The following is a 15092-nucleotide window of genomic DNA, read 5'->3' as shown; positions in this document are numbered from 1 at the left end:
GTGCACTTCCGTCGTGTCTATCAGGCCGGTACGTGGGACGTGGCGGGCCGCTACATGGGTGGCACGGAGATCATGCACCTGGTGCCGCATGGGGGCAGGCTCTACGCGGCCACGTCCACGCTGCAGCAGGTGCAGGAGCCGGGCGACCCCGCGGTGGGGGCCCAGGTGCTCGTCTTGGAGAGCGCCGAGTCGAGCTGGCGGGTGGAGCGTGACTTCGAGCCGCGGCACTGGCGGCTGACGCTGGACTCTCTCACCTTCACGGAGGATGGCCGGGGGCGGCGGTTGCCCGAGCCACGTTCCCTGCTGCTCGCGGCGCCCACGGAGCGTACCGGGCGTCTGGCCGTCGAGGTCCGGGAGGAGTCGGGCTCGTGGACTCGAGTCCCCCTGGCGGAGGGGCAGGGCACAGCCAGCATCCGCAGCTTCTGCCTGTACCGGGACAAGGTCACCGGCCTGGAGCGGCTCTTCGCGGGCACGGCGCCGATGGGCATCTTCAGTGGGGTGTTGGACCTGGACGTGCCCGGGAGCATCCGCTGGGACACGCGGCCCGAGCTGGAGGGCTACCGCAAGCGGCCCATGGGGTTCGCCGAGTGCAATGGGGTGCTGCATGCCATCATCCACCCCGGCATCTACCGTCGGGTGGATGGAGAGCGGCCCCGCTGGGAGCAGGTCTACACCTTCCCGGAGCAGGTCATCCCCATCAGCAGTGGCCTGCGCGGACTGACGGCCATCCCCCATCCCTCCGGGCAGGGCGAGGTGCTCCTGGCCGCGCTGGAGGGAGATCGTGCTCGCCTTCTCCGGATCGACCCGTTGGCGAGCTACCGGGACACGCTCGAGCTGGACGTGCTCGACTTCCTGGGCGAGCGCTGGGGGCGGCGGCCGAGCTACGCCATCGCTGCCTACGACGACATGACGGAGCTGCGTCACCCGGAGACGGGGGCACCGGTGCTGTTGATGGGCGTGGGCGCTACCTTTGAGGCCGACCTGTCCACGCACCCGAAGCAGGGGTGGGATCCCGGCGGCTGGTACCTCATCCGCCACGGGGAGGGGCGCTATGCCCTCCGGAGCATCACCGCCCAGGAGCCGGTGCCGATGCCGCCGCTGGTCGCCACCCGGAGCATCGCCCTCTCGCCCTTCGACGGCCGGACGGTGTTCCTCGGGGGGTATGATCCCAACATGAGCCCGTGCCGGAACACGGCATGGATCTTCTCGGCCCCGCTGGAGACGGTGCTCGCCGCTCCTTCGTAAGACGTGTGCTCAGCAGGCGCCGTTGCGGGCCGCGACCCAGGCATTGGCGCGCTCGGTGAGCTGCTGCAGCAGGTGGCGCTTGAGGACGCTGTACTCGAGCCAGCTGTGCCCATGTGTGGAGGCGAGCTCCCGCTTGAGCCGCTCGTATTCCTCGCGCTCGGCCGGGTGCTCGCGCATGTAGTCCCGGAAGTGGAGCAGGTTCGTGTACCAGGCGGCCTTTGGATCGCACAGGTGCACCACCAAGGCTCCTGCCTCTTCTATCCGCCAGAACCAGAAGAAGCTCGGATCGATGGGGCTGGTCCCGTGGAAGCGGTAGCCGAGCGACTCGAGGAGCTCCCGCTGCCGCGTGGTGCAGAGCGGCGGGTGCAGCGCCACCGCGAGGTCGAGGACGTTCTTGCTGGGAAGCGGAGGGATGGAGGTGCTGCCGACGTGCTGGATGTCCACCAGCGGCTCTCCCGCCAGGGCCTCCTGGAGCCGCTGTCGCTCGCGCTCGAAGAGGACCGGCCAGGCCGGGTCATAGGGACGCACCTCGAGGCGCAGCTCTGGCGTCTCGACCCGAGACCAGCGGCGCACCAGTTGCTCGATGGGCTCTCCGCCGATGTGGTGGATGCCCAGGCGATCCTTGAGCTGGCGGATGATCCGCATCATGCGGAAGGCGCCGTTGTCCGGTGCGTTCATGGTTCCTCTTCCTTCCTCACCACAGCGTGCGCCCGAGCACCGCTTCCAGCCGGTTCACGTCGGGCCGTAGCTCCTCCTGGAGCCGAGCCCGCAGCTCCGGCCGCAGAGGGGCTCCCCGAGCGCCCTGGTGGAGGTGCTTCGCCGTCTTGCGCTTGAGCTTCTCGAGCACCTCGGGCGTGGCCGAGCGCATCTGCCGCAGCACCACGGGCCGGATGCGCTGCGCGGCCCGCTCCAGGTCCAGCTCCACCGGGAAGTCTGCATCCACCTGGAGGAACTCCAGCAGCCTGCGCAGCTCGCCCTGAGGATTCTTCAGCAGGTCCTCGAAGATGAGGACGTGGACCCGCTCCGAGCCGAAGACGCGCAGGAAGCGCTCCACGGGAGCGGCGAAGCGCGCGATGGAGCGGTACTGCAACCCCTCGGGGAAGTACACCCCGGCCGGGAGCCGCTGGCCTTGGGCGCGCTCCGCCTCGGCCTCCAGCGCCTGCTCGAAGTCCACCAGCTCCTCGTTCCCCGAGCGCAGGTAGAGCGCGTGCAGCGACTGCATCATCTCCACCGGGTCGCGCAGCATGATGAGGATCCGCGCCTCGGGTGAGTACGCGTGGATCTCCTCGGCCGCGCGCTGCGACATCAAATAGAAGACGGAGCCTTCTCCGACGACGCGGGCCTCACCCGCCCTGGCGAAGAGGCCCAGGTAGGCCTCCTCTCCGGAGATGGCGAGCGGCTGCCGTGTGAGATCCGAGCCGAAGAAGATGGGCTCCTTGAGCAGCGACAGGAAGATGTCCGGGTGCTGCTTGAGGTACGTGTACACCGAGGTGGTGGCGCACCGGGGAGCCCCGACGATGAAGAAGTTCGGCTTGCGCATGCCGCGCGCCTACCAGGGGAAGTCCTGCCGGTCCTTGAAGAAGCGGCCACGAGGCCCGTCGTCGGGGAGCGTGGCCAGCCAGGTGATCGTCTCCGCGCCCTGCTCGACGGAGCGCTCCGCGTTGATGCCACCCAGGTGGGTGCGCACCCAGCCGGGCGTCATCACGTTGACGAGGATGTTGGTGTCCTTGAGCTCGTCGGCGAAGGTCTTGGTCATCGCGTTCATGCCCACCTTGGACAGACGGTAGGCGAGCCGCCCGGAGGTGATCTTCGAGAAGGAGCCCAGGCCGCTGGACACGTTGACGATGCGCCCGTAGCCGTGCTTGCGCATGAGCGGCACGAAGAGCTGGATGAGGTGGATGGGCCCGTAGAGGTTCGTCTCGATGGTGGGGCGGATGACCTCGTCGAAGCTCACCTCCAGCGCGGGGACGTTGAAGTCGATGGAGATGCCCGCGTTGTTGATGAGGATGTCCAGCCGCCCGTACTCGCGGGTGATGGTCTCGGCGATGGCCTTGCGATCCTTCTCCGAGGTGACATCCAGGGGGAGGAAGGACGCCTTGAGTCCCTCGGCGGCCAGCTCCTCGACGGCCGCGCGTCCCTTGTCCTCCCGCCGAGCCGTCAGGATGACGTGGATGCCGAGCTTCGCCAGCTGCCGGCACACTTCCAACCCAATGCCACGGTTCGCGCCCGTGACCAGCGCCACTCTTTGCTCCACTGCTCTGACTCCTTGCTCAGATGTCGTAGTCCGGGAAGAGCTGGAACAGCATCCGCTCCCGGGTGCGCACGAACTGCTTCAGCTCGGGCGTGTAGTAGTTCTGCCAGCGATCCTCGTCCGCCCGGCCACCGCCCTCGGGGAACACCTTCTGCGCGTCGAGGATGAAGGCGAGCCGCTCGCGAGGCAGCCCCAGCTCAAGCAGGGCGTCGTGGATCTGCTGATTGAGATTCTCGGCCCGGGTGATGCGCAGGGGGAAGAGCGTCTCCCGGTAGCGGCCCGTCGTGAGGCTCTCCTCGTCGAGCGCCTGGAAGACGGCGCGCGGTTCGCGGCAGTAGAAGCGCACGAACTGCTCGGTGTGCCAGCCGAGCCGACGCTCCTCGGAGAATCGCTCGTTGTGGAAGCCCGTCTCCTGCCGCTGGTGGCGGTTGAGGAAGAGCGAGTTGGCCATCCGGACGAACTCCGGGAAGGACACGTCGGGGTAGCTCGGGTAGTGGGCCCGCATCTCCTCGACGCCGCAGTAGGCGTCCGGGTACCGCCGCCACCACCCGAAGTGGTACTGCGAGACGTAGCGGTCGTACGGGTTGCGCACCGTGGTGAGGATGGGCTTGCCCTGGTGCTCGGCGGGGATGTCACTGCACGTGCCGTGCTTGTGGGTGTTGATGAAGGGGCGGCCCTGGTAGAGCTGCTCCAGCACGTGCGTGACGAAGGTGCCACCCGTCTTGGGCTGGTGGATGTAGACGAAGTCGTCGGTGATGATCATGGGCTCAGGCCATCGCCTCGATGTGAGCCGCGAGCCTGCGCCCGACGTAGTCGCCCCACAGGATGCCCCTCCGGGTGAGGGAGAGCGTGCGTCCGTTCACGGTGGCGAGGTCGTTCTTCGTCAGCTCCTCGATGACGGGAGCGCACAGCTTCGCCAGGTCGAAGCCATGGCGCTGCTGGAAGCCGTCCAGGTCCAGGTGGACGAGCTTCATGCCGAGCACCGCCTCGCGCGTCATCAGCTCGCGGGCCGAGAGCTGGTAGCCCCGGGCCAGCGGCAGCTCGCCGGACTCGAGCGACTGCGTGTAGCGCGACAGCTCGCTGGTGTTCTGCAGGGCGTGGTTGCCGACCGTGCCGAAGGCCGAGACGCCGAAGCCATAGGTGTCCGTGCCCATCCACCGGGTGCTGATGTGGCGCTGCCGGAAGGCCCCGCCCTTGGTGAAGGTGAAGAAGTTCACCGGCAGGTAGCCGTGCCGATCCAGCTGCTCCATGGCGTAGGCGGTGAACTTCACCTCCTCGTCGTCGGTGGGCAGGGTGAGGGCGTTCTTCTTCATCTCCGAGTAGTACTCGGTGTTGGCGTAGACCTCCGTCTTGTAGACGGTGATGGCGTGCACGTCGGCGGCCAGCGCGCGCTCCACGGTATAGGCCCACGTCTGCTCGGTCTCGCCGGCCAGCCCGCTCATCAGGTCCACGTTGACGACGGCGCCGGTGCTCTTGGCGAGCTCGATGGCCTTGAAGGCGTGCTTCTCCGTGTCGCGGCGCCCCGTCTTCTGGATGATGTCGTCGCAGAAGGACTGGATGCCCAGGCTGATGCGGTTGACGCCGAGCGTCTTCAGGTGGTCCGCCTTGGCCTGGATGAGCGTCACGGGCTCACCCTCGACGGTGATCTCCGGCTCCTTCAGGGTGAGGTGCTCGTGGAGGGCCTCCATCACCCGGCTCAGGTTCTCCTTGGAGAGCAGGGTGGGCGTGCCGCCGCCGAAGTAGACGGTGGTGGCCGGGCGCTCCTTGAGGTGGAAGCGCTTGGAGGCCAGCTCGATCTCCCGGCACAGCGCGCTCACGTAGGCGTCGATCTCCGACTTGCGGCTCTCCCCGAGCGTCGTCGTCTTGTAGTGGCAGTACGCGCAGCGCTGCACGCAGTACGGCGTGTGCACGTAGATGTTGAGGGGGCGCGGCTCCAGCACTCCCTGGAGGGCCTCCGGCCGCCAGTAGCGATAGGGGGGGTAGTTGGTGACGAACCCCCGGCGTGTCAGCTCGTTCTGCGAGGAACTCTCGGCGGTGCTCATGTGCCGTCTCCCTGGGGTTGGTCAGACCGAGGCGCTCTTGCCCGCGCGCACCAGCTCGCGCTGGACGTAGCCGGCCAGCACGGTGAGGTTCTCGAACACCTCCGGGCGCAGGTGCTGGTCGGCGAACTCGATGCCGTAGCGCTTCTCGATGAGGGTGAGGAACTCGAAGAGCACCATCGAGTCGAGCGCCAGGCCTCCCTCCAGCAGAGGCACCGTCAAGTCGATCTGCGACTCGGGGATGCGCACGTCCAGCTCGTGGGCGATCATCTTCTTGAGCTGCTCGGCGATCGCGGCGGTGTCCGGCTGGGAGCTCGCGGGGGAGGGCTGGCTACCGGTCTCCAGGCGTGTAGCGGTCGATGCGGGCGTGCTCATGGTGTCAGGTCCTTTCCTAGGACGGGGAAGGGGGTGCCGCGGCTGCGGCTTGCAGGGCCTTGCGATCCACCTTGCCGCCGGGCAGCAGGGGAAGGGTGGAGAGGGGGCGGATTTCGTCTGGGAGGGCGTACGGAGGAAGCAGCTCGAAGCAGGCCGTGCGGACCTGGGCCGCGTCGAGTGGCTGCCCGTCGCGCGGGAGGCAGAACACGACGAGGCGCTGGCCCCGGAGGCTCTCGCCGCCGAGCACCGCGATGGCCCGCTCCACACCCGGCACGCGCTCCACGGCGCGCTCCAGGTCGTTGAGCATGACGAGGCGCCCGTCCCGCTTGACGCCATGGTCGGTCCGGCCCAGCACCTCGAGCAGGCCGTCCGCGTGCAGGCGGCAGAGATCCTTCGTCCGGTACCAGCCGTCCTGGAACGGGGGCTCGCCCCGCCAGGGGTGACCGTCCTCATCGAGGTAGCCCTGGAAGGGGAAGGGGTGGTGGCACCAGAGCTCGCCGACCTCGCCCTCCAGCGCTTGCGAGCCCTCCACGGACTGGAGCCGAATGTTGGCCCCTGGGACGGCCCGGCCCACGGTGATGGAGCGGGGTCCACGTGTCTCCTCGGCGTCCGCGGTGGCGATGACTCCCAGCTCGGTGCTGCCGTAGAGGTTGACGACGCGCTGGAAGACGGACTCCGCCATCTCGAAGAGCTCCGGCTTCAGCTTGTCGCCGGCCACCACGATATGGCGGTAGTGCCCGGGAGGGGTGCGCCGCCGCAGGAGCATGGCGCAGAGGTTGGGGGTGAGAAACGCCACCGTCGGGTGGAGCCGGCTCTCCCGCTCGAGGAAGCGCAGGAGGTTGGCTCCCTCCAGCAAATCAATGGAGGCCCCCACGGACAGCGCGGGCAGCAGGGCCGCGCCCAGCCCGTACATATGGGCGATGGGGACGGGCACGCTGACGCGATCCTCCGCGGTGAGGCGGAGCCGTCCAAGGCAGTTGAGCGCGTTGCCGAGCAGCCCCGCCTGGGTGTGGACGACGAGCTTGGGCGTGCCGAGGCTGCCCGAGGTGCGCAGGAAGAGCCGTCCGGGGGCGCTGGCCTCGCCCTCGGGAGGGGGATGGGCACCCTCGACTGGGGACACTTCCAGCAGGGACTCGGGACGCAGCGGCAGCTCCCCGTCCGCTTCGAGCAGGCCGCGCACCACCACCCGCTGGTGGAAGAAGCGCGGCGGCGCGGGAGGCGTCACCGCGCGCGAGGGAGGAGGCAGCAAGGCGAAGCTGGGGCCACGCAGGAGCATGGCCAGCAGGGTGAGCACGCCCGGCACGGAGCCAGCGGACTCCAGGATGACGGGGGCGCCTGGCACCACGCCGCGCGCGGCCAGGAAGGAGGCCCACTCCGCGAGCCGCTCGTCCAACGATGCGTAGGGCACCGAGAAGCGGCCATCGGTCAGAGTGCTTCCCCGGGCCGCGCCGGCGGCGATGGCACCGCGGAGCCACTGGGTGACATGGGCGCTCTCTGACGGGGGGATGTGCACGGAGGCCTTGGGAGGGTCGGAGCTCGAGGGCAGTGCGCGATCCGCCCCAGCTGCTCTTTTCTAGAATCCTGTTTCGTATTGTTTAGATAGTTTTACTTGAAAGTTCAAGTGGTCTTGTTTTTCTTAAAAATTTTGTTTAAACCGGCTGTCGCGGCTTCCAATGAGTACCCATTCCCTACAGTCCCCATGGATGCCCGAGCCGTTCGCCAGGTGTTACGAAGGACTGCCCGCGCCGCGCTTGACGGTGATGGATCCCGAGGAGCTGCCCTCGCCGTACAGGGAGCTGCTGGTGCATGACGGCACCATGACGCTCATGCTGGAGGGCTTCCTGGGGATGCGGCTGGAGCTGCGAGTCCTGGCTCAGGATCGCAGAGGAAGCAGCCTGTGGCGACAGGTATTGCTGACGGAGAGCGTGGGCGGGCGTCCCGTGGAGCTGGGGGCGATCCAGATCGATCTCACCTGCTTCGATGAGCGGACGCGAGTGCTGTTGATGGAGGGGCGGGTGCCGCTGGGGCGGCTGCTGGAGGACTCCGGGCTGGAGTACACGAGCCGGCCGCAGCGCTTCTTCCGCACCGAGGCGGATGCGTCCATGCGCGAGGTGCTGGGTGTGCAGGGCGCACAGCGGCTCTTCGGCCGGTGGAACTGGCTGGTGGGGAAGGGGGAGCGGGTGATGGCGGAGGTGGTGGAGCTGCTGCCACCGTTGGAGGCCGCGCCGGTCCGGCGGGTGGCGGCGCGGAAGTGATGTCCGGTAGCAGTGCGGTAGCGCGTGCGAGGGCCTCGCTTCTGGAGGACAGCATCCCCCGGGTGCTCACCGGGCTGACGCTGCCCATGATTCTCGGACTGGCCTCCACCTCCCTCTTCAACGTGGTGGATGCGTACTTCGTGGGACGGCTGGGGGGTGGGGCGCTGGCCGCACTGGGCTTCACCTTTCCCATCACCCTGGTGCTGACCAACCTGGCGGGGGGACTCTCCGTGGCGGCCACCTCGGTGGTGTCCCGAGCGGCGGGGCAGGGGGACCAGGGGCGTGTCGGGCGGACGGCGAGCCATGCGCTCTGGAGCGCCGCGGCGCTGGGGGTGGTGCTGGCCGGGGTGGGGCTGCTGACGCTCGAGCACTTCATGCGCCTGCTGGGAGTTTCGCGGGAGCTCCAACCGCTGGTGCGCGAGTACATGTGGGTCTGGTACGGCGGACTGCCCCTGCTGCTGGTGCCCATGGTGGGCAGCAGCGTGCTCCGGGCCATGGGCGATGCCCGGACTCCCGCCGTGGTGCTGGTGGTGTCGGTGGTGATCAACGCCGCGCTGGATCCCTTGCTCATCTTCGGGAGCGGACCGCTTCCCGGACTGGGGTTGGCCGGGGCCGCGTGGGCCGCCGCTGTTTCCAGGGCCGTGATGTTGGGGGCGTTCCTCTTCACGCTGTTCTCACGCGAGGGGCTGCTGGAGCGCTCGATTCCCCGTGCCAGCGAGCTTCGGGAGTCACTCAGGCCGCTGCTCTCCATCGCGGTGCCGGCCACCGCCAGCCGGCTGGTGTTTCCGGTATCCATGATGATGCTCACCCGACTCATCGCCCGTCATGGACCGGAGGGCGTAGCGGCGCTCGGGGTGGGCAACCGGGTGGAGGGCTTGCTGATGATGGTCATCGGCGCGCTGTCCACGGCGCTGATTCCCTTCATCGGGCAGAACTGGGGGGCCGGGCGCAAGGAGCGGGCCTGGAAGGGAATGCGGGTGGCGGTGCTCTTCACGCTGGGGTGGGGAGCGGCGTGCTGGGTCGTGCTGCTCTTCGCGGCACCGTGGGTGGCCGCATGGTTCACCCCGGACGCGGCGGTGGCGGCGGCCACCACGAGCTACCTGCGCATTCTCTCCCTGAGCTTCGGTTTCCAGGGCGTCTGCATGCTGACGAGTGTGGCGTTCAACGCGGTGAACCGGCCGCTCTTCTCGACGACACTCACCCTGGTGCGCATGTTCGGCCTCTACCTTCCCCTGGCGTACGCGGGCGCGTGGCTGTGGGGCCGGGACGGCGTCTTCATCGCGGGGAGTGTGGCGACCCTTGTGGGAGGGCTCGCGGCGCTCGTGTGGTGCGAGCGGTTCTTTTCGCGAGCCGCGCGGAGCGCGCAGGCCTGATCGGAAGGCGCGGGTGTTACAGGCGCAGGCCCGCGGGCAGCGTATCGCCGAGGGCTCGTGCTTCGTCTGCCGCCTCGAGCGCCACGACTTCCGTCACCATCTGCACCCAGGTGTCGGCCGCCTTGGCCGCGCGCAGGGCCTGGGCCGTCTTCGCTCGCAGCTCGGGGCTGATGTCCCGCATCCGGTCTCCCGTGAGCCGTGCGAGCTGCGCGGCCGCGAACGGCGCTCCGTCGATGCGCTTGAGATCCATGTCGAGCAGCAGCGACAGCCAGGTCTCGGCGACCTCCACCTCCACCACCTTGTGGCTGCTGCCATACAGAGGCACGCGCGCGCCCAGTCGTCCGAGCGCCCAGGCCCACGGGCCGCCGCTCTTGTTCTCCGCTTTCAGCCGCGCCGCCACCCAGCCGCCGACCTCCGCCTTGTCGTTCGGGTCGAGGTGCTCCAGCGACGCCGCCGTGCGCACCATCTCGTCGAGGCCCTCGGGCTGGATGCCCTTGAGCTTGCCCTGCTGCGGTGCGTCCAGTGGCACCTTCCTCGACAGGTGCGGCTTCAGGTAGTCGTACAGCTTGCGCTGCTGCGCCTCGCTCAGACCGCCGGCGATGCGCCGCCACATCACCCAGAACTCGATCCACACCGACTTCTCGGTGTGGTGCTGCACCAGCGGCTCGAAGAGCGAGAACGTCTGCTCCGCCCGCCAGTGGTCCAACGGGTAGCCAAAGCCCGGCCGCAGCGTGTAACCCGTCAGGCTGTAGAAGACGCGCTCGTGGTCCGCCGTACGGCGACGCTTGGAGGCCCCCGCGAAGAGTGAGCTCCACAGCTCGCGCAGCACCGGCACCCGCCACGTCTCGCGCGGGCCCAGCACCTTCTCCAGCGTGCGCGACAGCTGCTTCACGTCCTTGGGGCCAATGGGCAGCGGCTTGTTGCCGTACACCCGCTCGACGTTGTCCTTCGCCTCGGCGAAGCGTGCCGGCATGGACTCGGTGATGGTCAGCTCGCGCTCGCCGCCCGTGCCGCGCAGCTCGAACTCCAGGCGCCAGCGCTCGTCCGCCACGTTCGACACGGCGAAGAGCTCCAGCGTGCCGATCTCCGTGAGCCCTGCCTGCAGGTGCACCGGCACCTCCGCCGTCTTTCCCGCGGCGCCCTTGAGCACCGTGTGGATGGGAGGGAGCGGCTTCAGGTCCTCGGACAGCGTCACCACGTCGCCCGGCTTGTCGATGCGGTCACTCGTGGTGGAGTACAGCGTGAACTGCACCGGCCGCCCCAGCGTGAGCGTGAAGGAGCGCTCGCCGATGTCGACCTGGTTGCCCTCCTCGAAGCCTCGGGGAATGAGGCACAGCACCGGTTGCTCCGAGCTGTCCGCCGTGCGCTGCAGGGCCACGTAGTACGCCCGCGCCGCGCCGCCTCCAATCTTCAGGCCGTGCCCGCGCCGAACCAGCCCGTAGTAGGCCGCGCCGCGCGCCACCGCCAGCTCCAGCGACTCGTGTTTGAGCAGCCGGATGCGCGGGGCCCCCGGCCACCACGCGCTCACCGCCTCCACCAGCCGCTCGGCCAGCTGCGGCGAGTTGAAGACACCGCCATTGAGCAGGATGGCGTCGGGGCGGGGCAGGGCACCTTCCGAAGGGGCCGTCTCTCCCAGCGCCGCGAAGCCCGCTGCCGCGTGCTGTGCGAGGAAGGCCGCCAGGTGCCGGGTGATGGCCGCGTCCTGCGCGTACGGCAGTCCCAGCTCTTGGAGCGCCATGCGCGACACGCGCCGAGGCCGCTCCTGCGCGCCCGAGCGGGGGAAGAAGCCGTCCATGACGAGCGACTCCGCTTCCTCGCGCGTCAGGTCCGTGGACAGTGAGCCACCCAGGAGCCGGCTGCCCTCGGAGACGAGGGACACGCCGTAGCGCTCGGGCGGGTTGTTGCCCAGCAGGGCCTCCTTGGCGGTGCGAGCGGCCTGAATGGCCTGCGTCCACTGCGTGGCGGACAGACGTCGGTTGCCATCCGGGAAGAGCTTCTCCTCCACGCGTTTGGCGAGCGCCGCGTCCATGTTGTCGCCGCCGAGCATCAGGTGCTCGCCGACCGCGAGCCGCCGCAGCATGGGGCCCTCGGGGGACACGCCCGCGTGCACCAGGGTGAAGTCCGTGGTGCCGCCGCCCACGTCCACGACGAGCACCAGCCGCACGCCCTCCAGCGCGGTCGCCAGGTCCTTCCGGTGGCGCGCGGTGTAGTCGTAGAAGGCCGCCTGGGGCTCCTCGAGGAGGGTGAACTTCTCCAGGCCCGCCTTGCGCGCGGCGCTCACCGTGAGGGCGCGGGCCGCCTCGTCGAAGGAGGCGGGCACGGTGATGACCACCTCCTGCTGGGACAGTGGCGCGTCCGGGTGGGCGTGGTTCCACGCGCGGGCCATGTGCGAGAGGAGCAGGGCGCTCGCTTCCACGGGGGACAGCTTCGCCACGTCCGCTGGGGCACCCCAGGGAAGGATGGGGGCTGAGCGGTCCACGCCCGGGTGGCACAACCAGCTCTTCGCGGACGTCACCACCCGGCCTGGCACTCGGGCACCCTGCCAGCGGGCGAGCTCACCCACCACCTGCGGACCCCCGTCGCCCCAGGGGAGGCGCAGGGAGTCAGTGGCGAGCTCATGGCCGGCGGGCACGTAGACGCACGAGGGCAACAGCGACCGTGGGCTCACCTCGCCCTGGCGCACCAGTTGGGGGACGGGGAAGTCCTCCACGGGGGCGGTGGGGCCCTTGGAGGGGTCCACCGAGGCGACTGCACAGTGAGTGGTTCCGAGGTCGATGCCGACGATGTGCATAGGCGTGCGTGCGGCCCTCCTGACCGCGGGGCCCCTTCTACTCCTTCATGCGGACGTTGAGCTCCAGCTTCCACTTCCCGGGGCCATTCTTCTCCAGGCAGCGCAGCTCGAGCGTGCCCACCTCCGTGACGGCGGCCTGAAGGTTGACGGGGGTCAGGTCGCCGAAGGGGGCGGGCGTGCCCGGGAGCGTCGTCTCGATGGGGGCGAGCTCCTCGAACTCGTTGCTGTCTACGTCGTCCACCATGACGCCCACCTTGTCGTCGCGCCGCACGGACGAGGCGAAGAAGCGGAAGCTGGTGGGCTCACCGGTGACGAGGCCGAACTCCTGAGGCGGCACGTCCGCCTGGGTGCCCTCTTCCATGCCGAAGGGCGCCACGCACAGGGCCTTCACGGGGGGCTCCATGCCGGGCACAGCGGGCATGGCCGTCTCTACGCCCACGTAGTAGGCGCGCGCCGTGCCGCCGCGGATGCGCAGGCCGTGACCCTGCCGCACCCAGCCGTAGTAGGCCGCGCCGCGCGCCACGGATAGGTCCAGGTCCGCGCCCGAGAGCTCCTGCGCCGGCTGGCCACCGTCCGCGGTGAGCCAGCTGTTGAGCACCTCCATGACCCGGGCCTTGAGCGGCCCCGCCTTGAAGACGCCTCCGTTGAAGAGCACGGCGGTGGGGTGGATGAAGGACTTGCCGCCCACGTCCACCGGCGAGTCCGGCGAGTTGGCCAGCGCCTGGGCCTGCCGCGTGAGGAAGGCGGCCAGGTGCCTCGTCACTGCCGGATCCTGCGCGTAGGGCAGGGCCATCTGCGCGAGACCCGTGCGCCGGGCCACGCGTGGCATCTCCGAGGAGGGAGTGGGTGGGAAGAAGCCGTCGGTGAGGACGCGGTCGAGGTCCTCGCGTGCCAGCTCCGTGCGGAGCGTGCCGCCGATGAGCGACGAGCCCCGGCCCGGAATCGCGATGGGGGCCTTCGCCATGGACGGATCCGCGTACAGCGTCTCCTTGGCCACGCGGCAGCCATGGGTGAGGGCGTTGAACTGCCAGGCATCCAGCTTCTTGCCCTCGGCGGTGAGGCGCTGGTTGAGCGTGTGCGCCAGCGCCAGGTCCATGTTGTCGCCGCCCAGGAGGATGTGATCGCCCACGGCCACGCGGGTGAGCTCCACGTCGCCCGCGCGGTCGCGCACGGTGATGAGCGAGAAGTCCGTGGTGCCACCGCCCACGTCCACCACGAGGATGACCTCGCCCACCTTCACCCGCTTGCGGAAGGTTTCTCCCTGGGCCTCCAGCCAGGCGTAGAGCGCGGCCTGGGGCTCCTCCAGGAGGATGATGTTCTCCAGGCCAGCGGCCTTCGCGGCCTCGAGCGTCAGGTCGCGAGCGGCGGCGTCGAACGAGGCCGGGACGGTGATGATGACGTCCTGCGCGGCCATGGCATTGGCGGCGTCCTCCTTCACCCGAGCGAAGGTGTGGTCCCACGCCTCGCGCAGGTGGCGCAGGTAGCGGGTGGAGGCCTCCACGGGGGAGACGCGCTGAACCTCCTCGGGGGCCTGCCAGGGGAGCAGCGCGGCACGCCGGTCCACGCCCGGGTGGCTCAACCAGCTCTTCGCCGAGGAGACCAGCCGCGTGGGCACCTTGGCGCCATGCGAGCGGGCGAACTCACCGGCGATGCTGCTGGCACCCGGGTTCCACGGCAGCGCGAGGCTTCCCTGCGGGAACTCCTGAGCGCTTGGCAGGTAGAGGAACGAGGGCAGCAGCGGGCGGGCCTCCACAGTCCCCGGCGCCGTCAGCTGCGGGATGGGCAGCATGGACTGAGCGGGGCCGCGGGGTTTTCCCTCCTCCAGGTTGAAGTAGGAGACCGCGGAGTGCGTGGTGCCGAGATCGATTCCAATCGCGTAGCGGGCCATATGGGCTCAATCTGATGTCAGGACAGTTCGACTTCAGCGGGCGCGAGCACCCGGGGATCCATCGCCGGACTGGTGGACGGGAATTTCACGGCCGTGGTCACCCAGCCGTGGTGCTTCAGGGCGCCGTTGTAGGGAGGCTGGCCTGCCACGTTGCCGGTGAGGCGGATGCGCTGGGCGTCGAAGCCGGCGGGCACGTTCACCCGGTCTCCCTCCGTCTGGGGCAGCACGGGCTCTAGAGAGAGGTATTGGCGCACCACCTTGCGGCAACCCTCGTGGACGATGCGGGCAGCGGCGCCCACATCCGCGTCCGGGAAGGCCGCCACGTCCTCTTGGAGGAAGTCGATGAAGCGACCCTCACGCTGCAGCATGGACAGCAGCTGCAGGGCCGGGGCGTGCTCCCGCTCGGGCGGCGGGGGAGCGACCGGCGTCGGAGCCGCGACGGGGGTGGCCTTGGGCTGCTCGGCGACGGCTGGCAGCTCCGCGGGCGGGGTTGCGGTCGGCAGGGTGCCGGCCTTGTCGGCTTCTCGGACTGGCAGTACGGCCTGGGCGAACGCCTGGTCGAACCAGATTCGCCAGAAGCACACGAACGCGAGCCAGAAGCGAGCGAAGAACGAGATCGAAGGCTGTTCGGTCATCGGCCCCGGATAACAGACCCCGAGAGCTTTTCAATTCACTCGTAGCCCAAATGAAAAGGGCCTCACTGTTTCCAGTGAGGCCCTCTTCACTTCTTCATGGTGGAGGTGGACGGGATCGAACCGACGACCTTCGCATTGCGAACGCGACGCTCTCCCAACTGAGCTACACCCCCATACCCACTACGTACCACGCGCCTTGTCGGCGTGGGCTTTTTTTCCGCCGCCGAAAGACGAACGGGC

Annotated in this window: 13 protein-coding genes and 1 tRNA gene; 3 read left to right on the top strand and 11 right to left on the bottom strand. The window is 69.1% G+C overall.

Annotated features, from left to right (window positions below; genetic code table 11):
- Window positions 1-1245: a hypothetical protein gene (locus F0U60_RS38175; protein WP_395807041.1), complete on the top strand. Its 1245-nt coding sequence runs from the start codon at window positions 1-3 to the stop codon at window positions 1243-1245.
- 9 nt (window positions 1246-1254) lie between these two features.
- Here F0U60_RS38175 and F0U60_RS38170 read toward each other — a convergent pair whose 3' ends face one another.
- From F0U60_RS38170 to F0U60_RS38140, 7 genes are read right to left on the bottom strand one after another with little or no spacing between them, the layout of a single operon-like run.
- Complete coding sequence (locus F0U60_RS38170) at window positions 1255-1923, bottom strand: GrpB family protein (protein ID WP_395807039.1); 669 nt, start codon at window positions 1921-1923, stop codon at window positions 1255-1257.
- A 16-nt stretch (window positions 1924-1939) separates the two neighbouring features.
- Complete coding sequence (locus tag F0U60_RS38165) at window positions 1940-2785, bottom strand: sulfotransferase family protein (protein WP_395807037.1); 846 nt, start codon at window positions 2783-2785, stop codon at window positions 1940-1942.
- 9 nt (window positions 2786-2794) lie between these two features.
- A complete protein-coding gene (locus F0U60_RS38160) occupies window positions 2795-3487 on the bottom strand; it encodes an SDR family oxidoreductase (protein ID WP_395807035.1) in 693 nt (230 codons plus the stop codon).
- A 28-nt stretch (window positions 3488-3515) separates the two neighbouring features.
- Window positions 3516-4259, bottom strand: a complete 744-nt coding sequence (locus F0U60_RS38155; RefSeq protein WP_395807033.1) for a sulfotransferase family 2 domain-containing protein — start codon at window positions 4257-4259, stop codon at window positions 3516-3518.
- A 4-nt stretch (window positions 4260-4263) separates the two neighbouring features.
- Window positions 4264-5538, bottom strand: a complete 1275-nt coding sequence (locus F0U60_RS38150; protein ID WP_395807031.1) for a coproporphyrinogen-III oxidase family protein — start codon at window positions 5536-5538, stop codon at window positions 4264-4266.
- A gap of 21 nt (window positions 5539-5559) precedes the next feature.
- Entirely contained in the window at window positions 5560-5910 is a 351-nt protein-coding gene (locus F0U60_RS38145; RefSeq protein WP_395807029.1) for an acyl carrier protein, read from the bottom strand.
- A gap of 16 nt (window positions 5911-5926) precedes the next feature.
- Window positions 5927-7423 carry a class I adenylate-forming enzyme family protein gene (locus F0U60_RS38140; RefSeq protein ID WP_395807027.1) on the bottom strand — a complete coding sequence of 499 codons (1497 nt, stop codon included), beginning with the start codon at window positions 7421-7423 and terminating at the stop codon, window positions 5927-5929.
- Between the two features lie 190 nt (window positions 7424-7613).
- Here F0U60_RS38140 and F0U60_RS38135 point away from each other — a divergent pair, with 190 nt between their 5' ends.
- Both F0U60_RS38135 and F0U60_RS38130 read left to right on the top strand, forming a co-directional pair.
- On the top strand, window positions 7614-8165 hold the full coding sequence (locus F0U60_RS38135; RefSeq protein WP_395807025.1) for a hypothetical protein: 552 nt from the start codon (window positions 7614-7616) through the stop codon (window positions 8163-8165).
- On the top strand, window positions 8165-9538 hold the full coding sequence (locus F0U60_RS38130; RefSeq protein ID WP_395807023.1) for an MATE family efflux transporter: 1374 nt from the start codon (window positions 8165-8167) through the stop codon (window positions 9536-9538). Before F0U60_RS38135 ends, F0U60_RS38130 begins: the two co-directional genes overlap by 1 nt.
- A 16-nt stretch (window positions 9539-9554) precedes the next feature.
- On the opposite strand, the gene F0U60_RS38125 is transcribed toward F0U60_RS38130, so the two are convergent.
- The 4 genes from F0U60_RS38125 to F0U60_RS38110 all read right to left on the bottom strand — a co-directional run bounded on the left by F0U60_RS38125 (window position 9555) and on the right by F0U60_RS38110 (window position 15025).
- Window positions 9555-12329 (bottom strand): Hsp70 family protein, encoded by a 2775-nt coding sequence (locus tag F0U60_RS38125; RefSeq protein WP_395807021.1) that lies wholly within the window; start codon window positions 12327-12329, stop codon window positions 9555-9557.
- A 37-nt stretch (window positions 12330-12366) separates the two neighbouring features.
- Window positions 12367-14217, bottom strand: coding sequence for an Hsp70 family protein (locus tag F0U60_RS38120; RefSeq protein ID WP_395807019.1), 1851 nt, complete (start codon window positions 14215-14217; stop codon window positions 12367-12369).
- Between the two features lie 17 nt (window positions 14218-14234).
- Complete coding sequence (locus F0U60_RS38115) at window positions 14235-14852, bottom strand: DUF2760 domain-containing protein (RefSeq protein ID WP_395807017.1); 618 nt, start codon at window positions 14850-14852, stop codon at window positions 14235-14237.
- Window positions 14853-14949: 97 nt separating this feature from the next.
- Window positions 14950-15025: transfer RNA gene (locus tag F0U60_RS38110), tRNA-Ala, on the bottom strand.
- Window positions 15026-15092 lie beyond the last annotated feature (67 nt).

This window comes from Archangium minus (genome assembly GCF_044360475.1).
Taxonomy (GTDB): Bacteria; Myxococcota; Myxococcia; order Myxococcales; family Myxococcaceae; genus Archangium; species Archangium minus.
Note: the sequence above shows the minus strand (reverse complement) of the source record. Positions and strands in the feature narration are given on the sequence as shown.

Excerpts from the sequence above, each read along its gene's own strand:
- F0U60_RS38115 (WP_395807017.1), bottom strand. The coding sequence starts at position 14,852 with ATGACCGAACAGCCTTCGATCTCGTTCTTCGCTCGCTTCTGGCTCGCG.
- F0U60_RS38165 (WP_395807037.1), bottom strand. The coding sequence starts at position 2,785 with ATGCGCAAGCCGAACTTCTTCATCGTCGGGGCTCCCCGGTGCGCCACC.
- F0U60_RS38125 (WP_395807021.1), bottom strand. The coding sequence starts at position 12,329 with ATGCACATCGTCGGCATCGACCTCGGAACCACTCACTGTGCAGTCGCC.
- F0U60_RS38150 (WP_395807031.1), bottom strand. The coding sequence starts at position 5,538 with ATGAGCACCGCCGAGAGTTCCTCGCAGAACGAGCTGACACGCCGGGGG.
- F0U60_RS38155 (WP_395807033.1), bottom strand. The coding sequence starts at position 4,259 with ATGATCATCACCGACGACTTCGTCTACATCCACCAGCCCAAGACGGGT.
- F0U60_RS38145 (WP_395807029.1), bottom strand. The coding sequence starts at position 5,910 with ATGAGCACGCCCGCATCGACCGCTACACGCCTGGAGACCGGTAGCCAG.
- F0U60_RS38120 (WP_395807019.1), bottom strand. The coding sequence starts at position 14,217 with ATGGCCCGCTACGCGATTGGAATCGATCTCGGCACCACGCACTCCGCG.
- F0U60_RS38130 (WP_395807023.1), top strand. The coding sequence starts at position 8,165 with ATGTCCGGTAGCAGTGCGGTAGCGCGTGCGAGGGCCTCGCTTCTGGAG.
- F0U60_RS38135 (WP_395807025.1), top strand. The coding sequence starts at position 7,614 with ATGCCCGAGCCGTTCGCCAGGTGTTACGAAGGACTGCCCGCGCCGCGC.
- F0U60_RS38170 (WP_395807039.1), bottom strand. The coding sequence starts at position 1,923 with ATGAACGCACCGGACAACGGCGCCTTCCGCATGATGCGGATCATCCGC.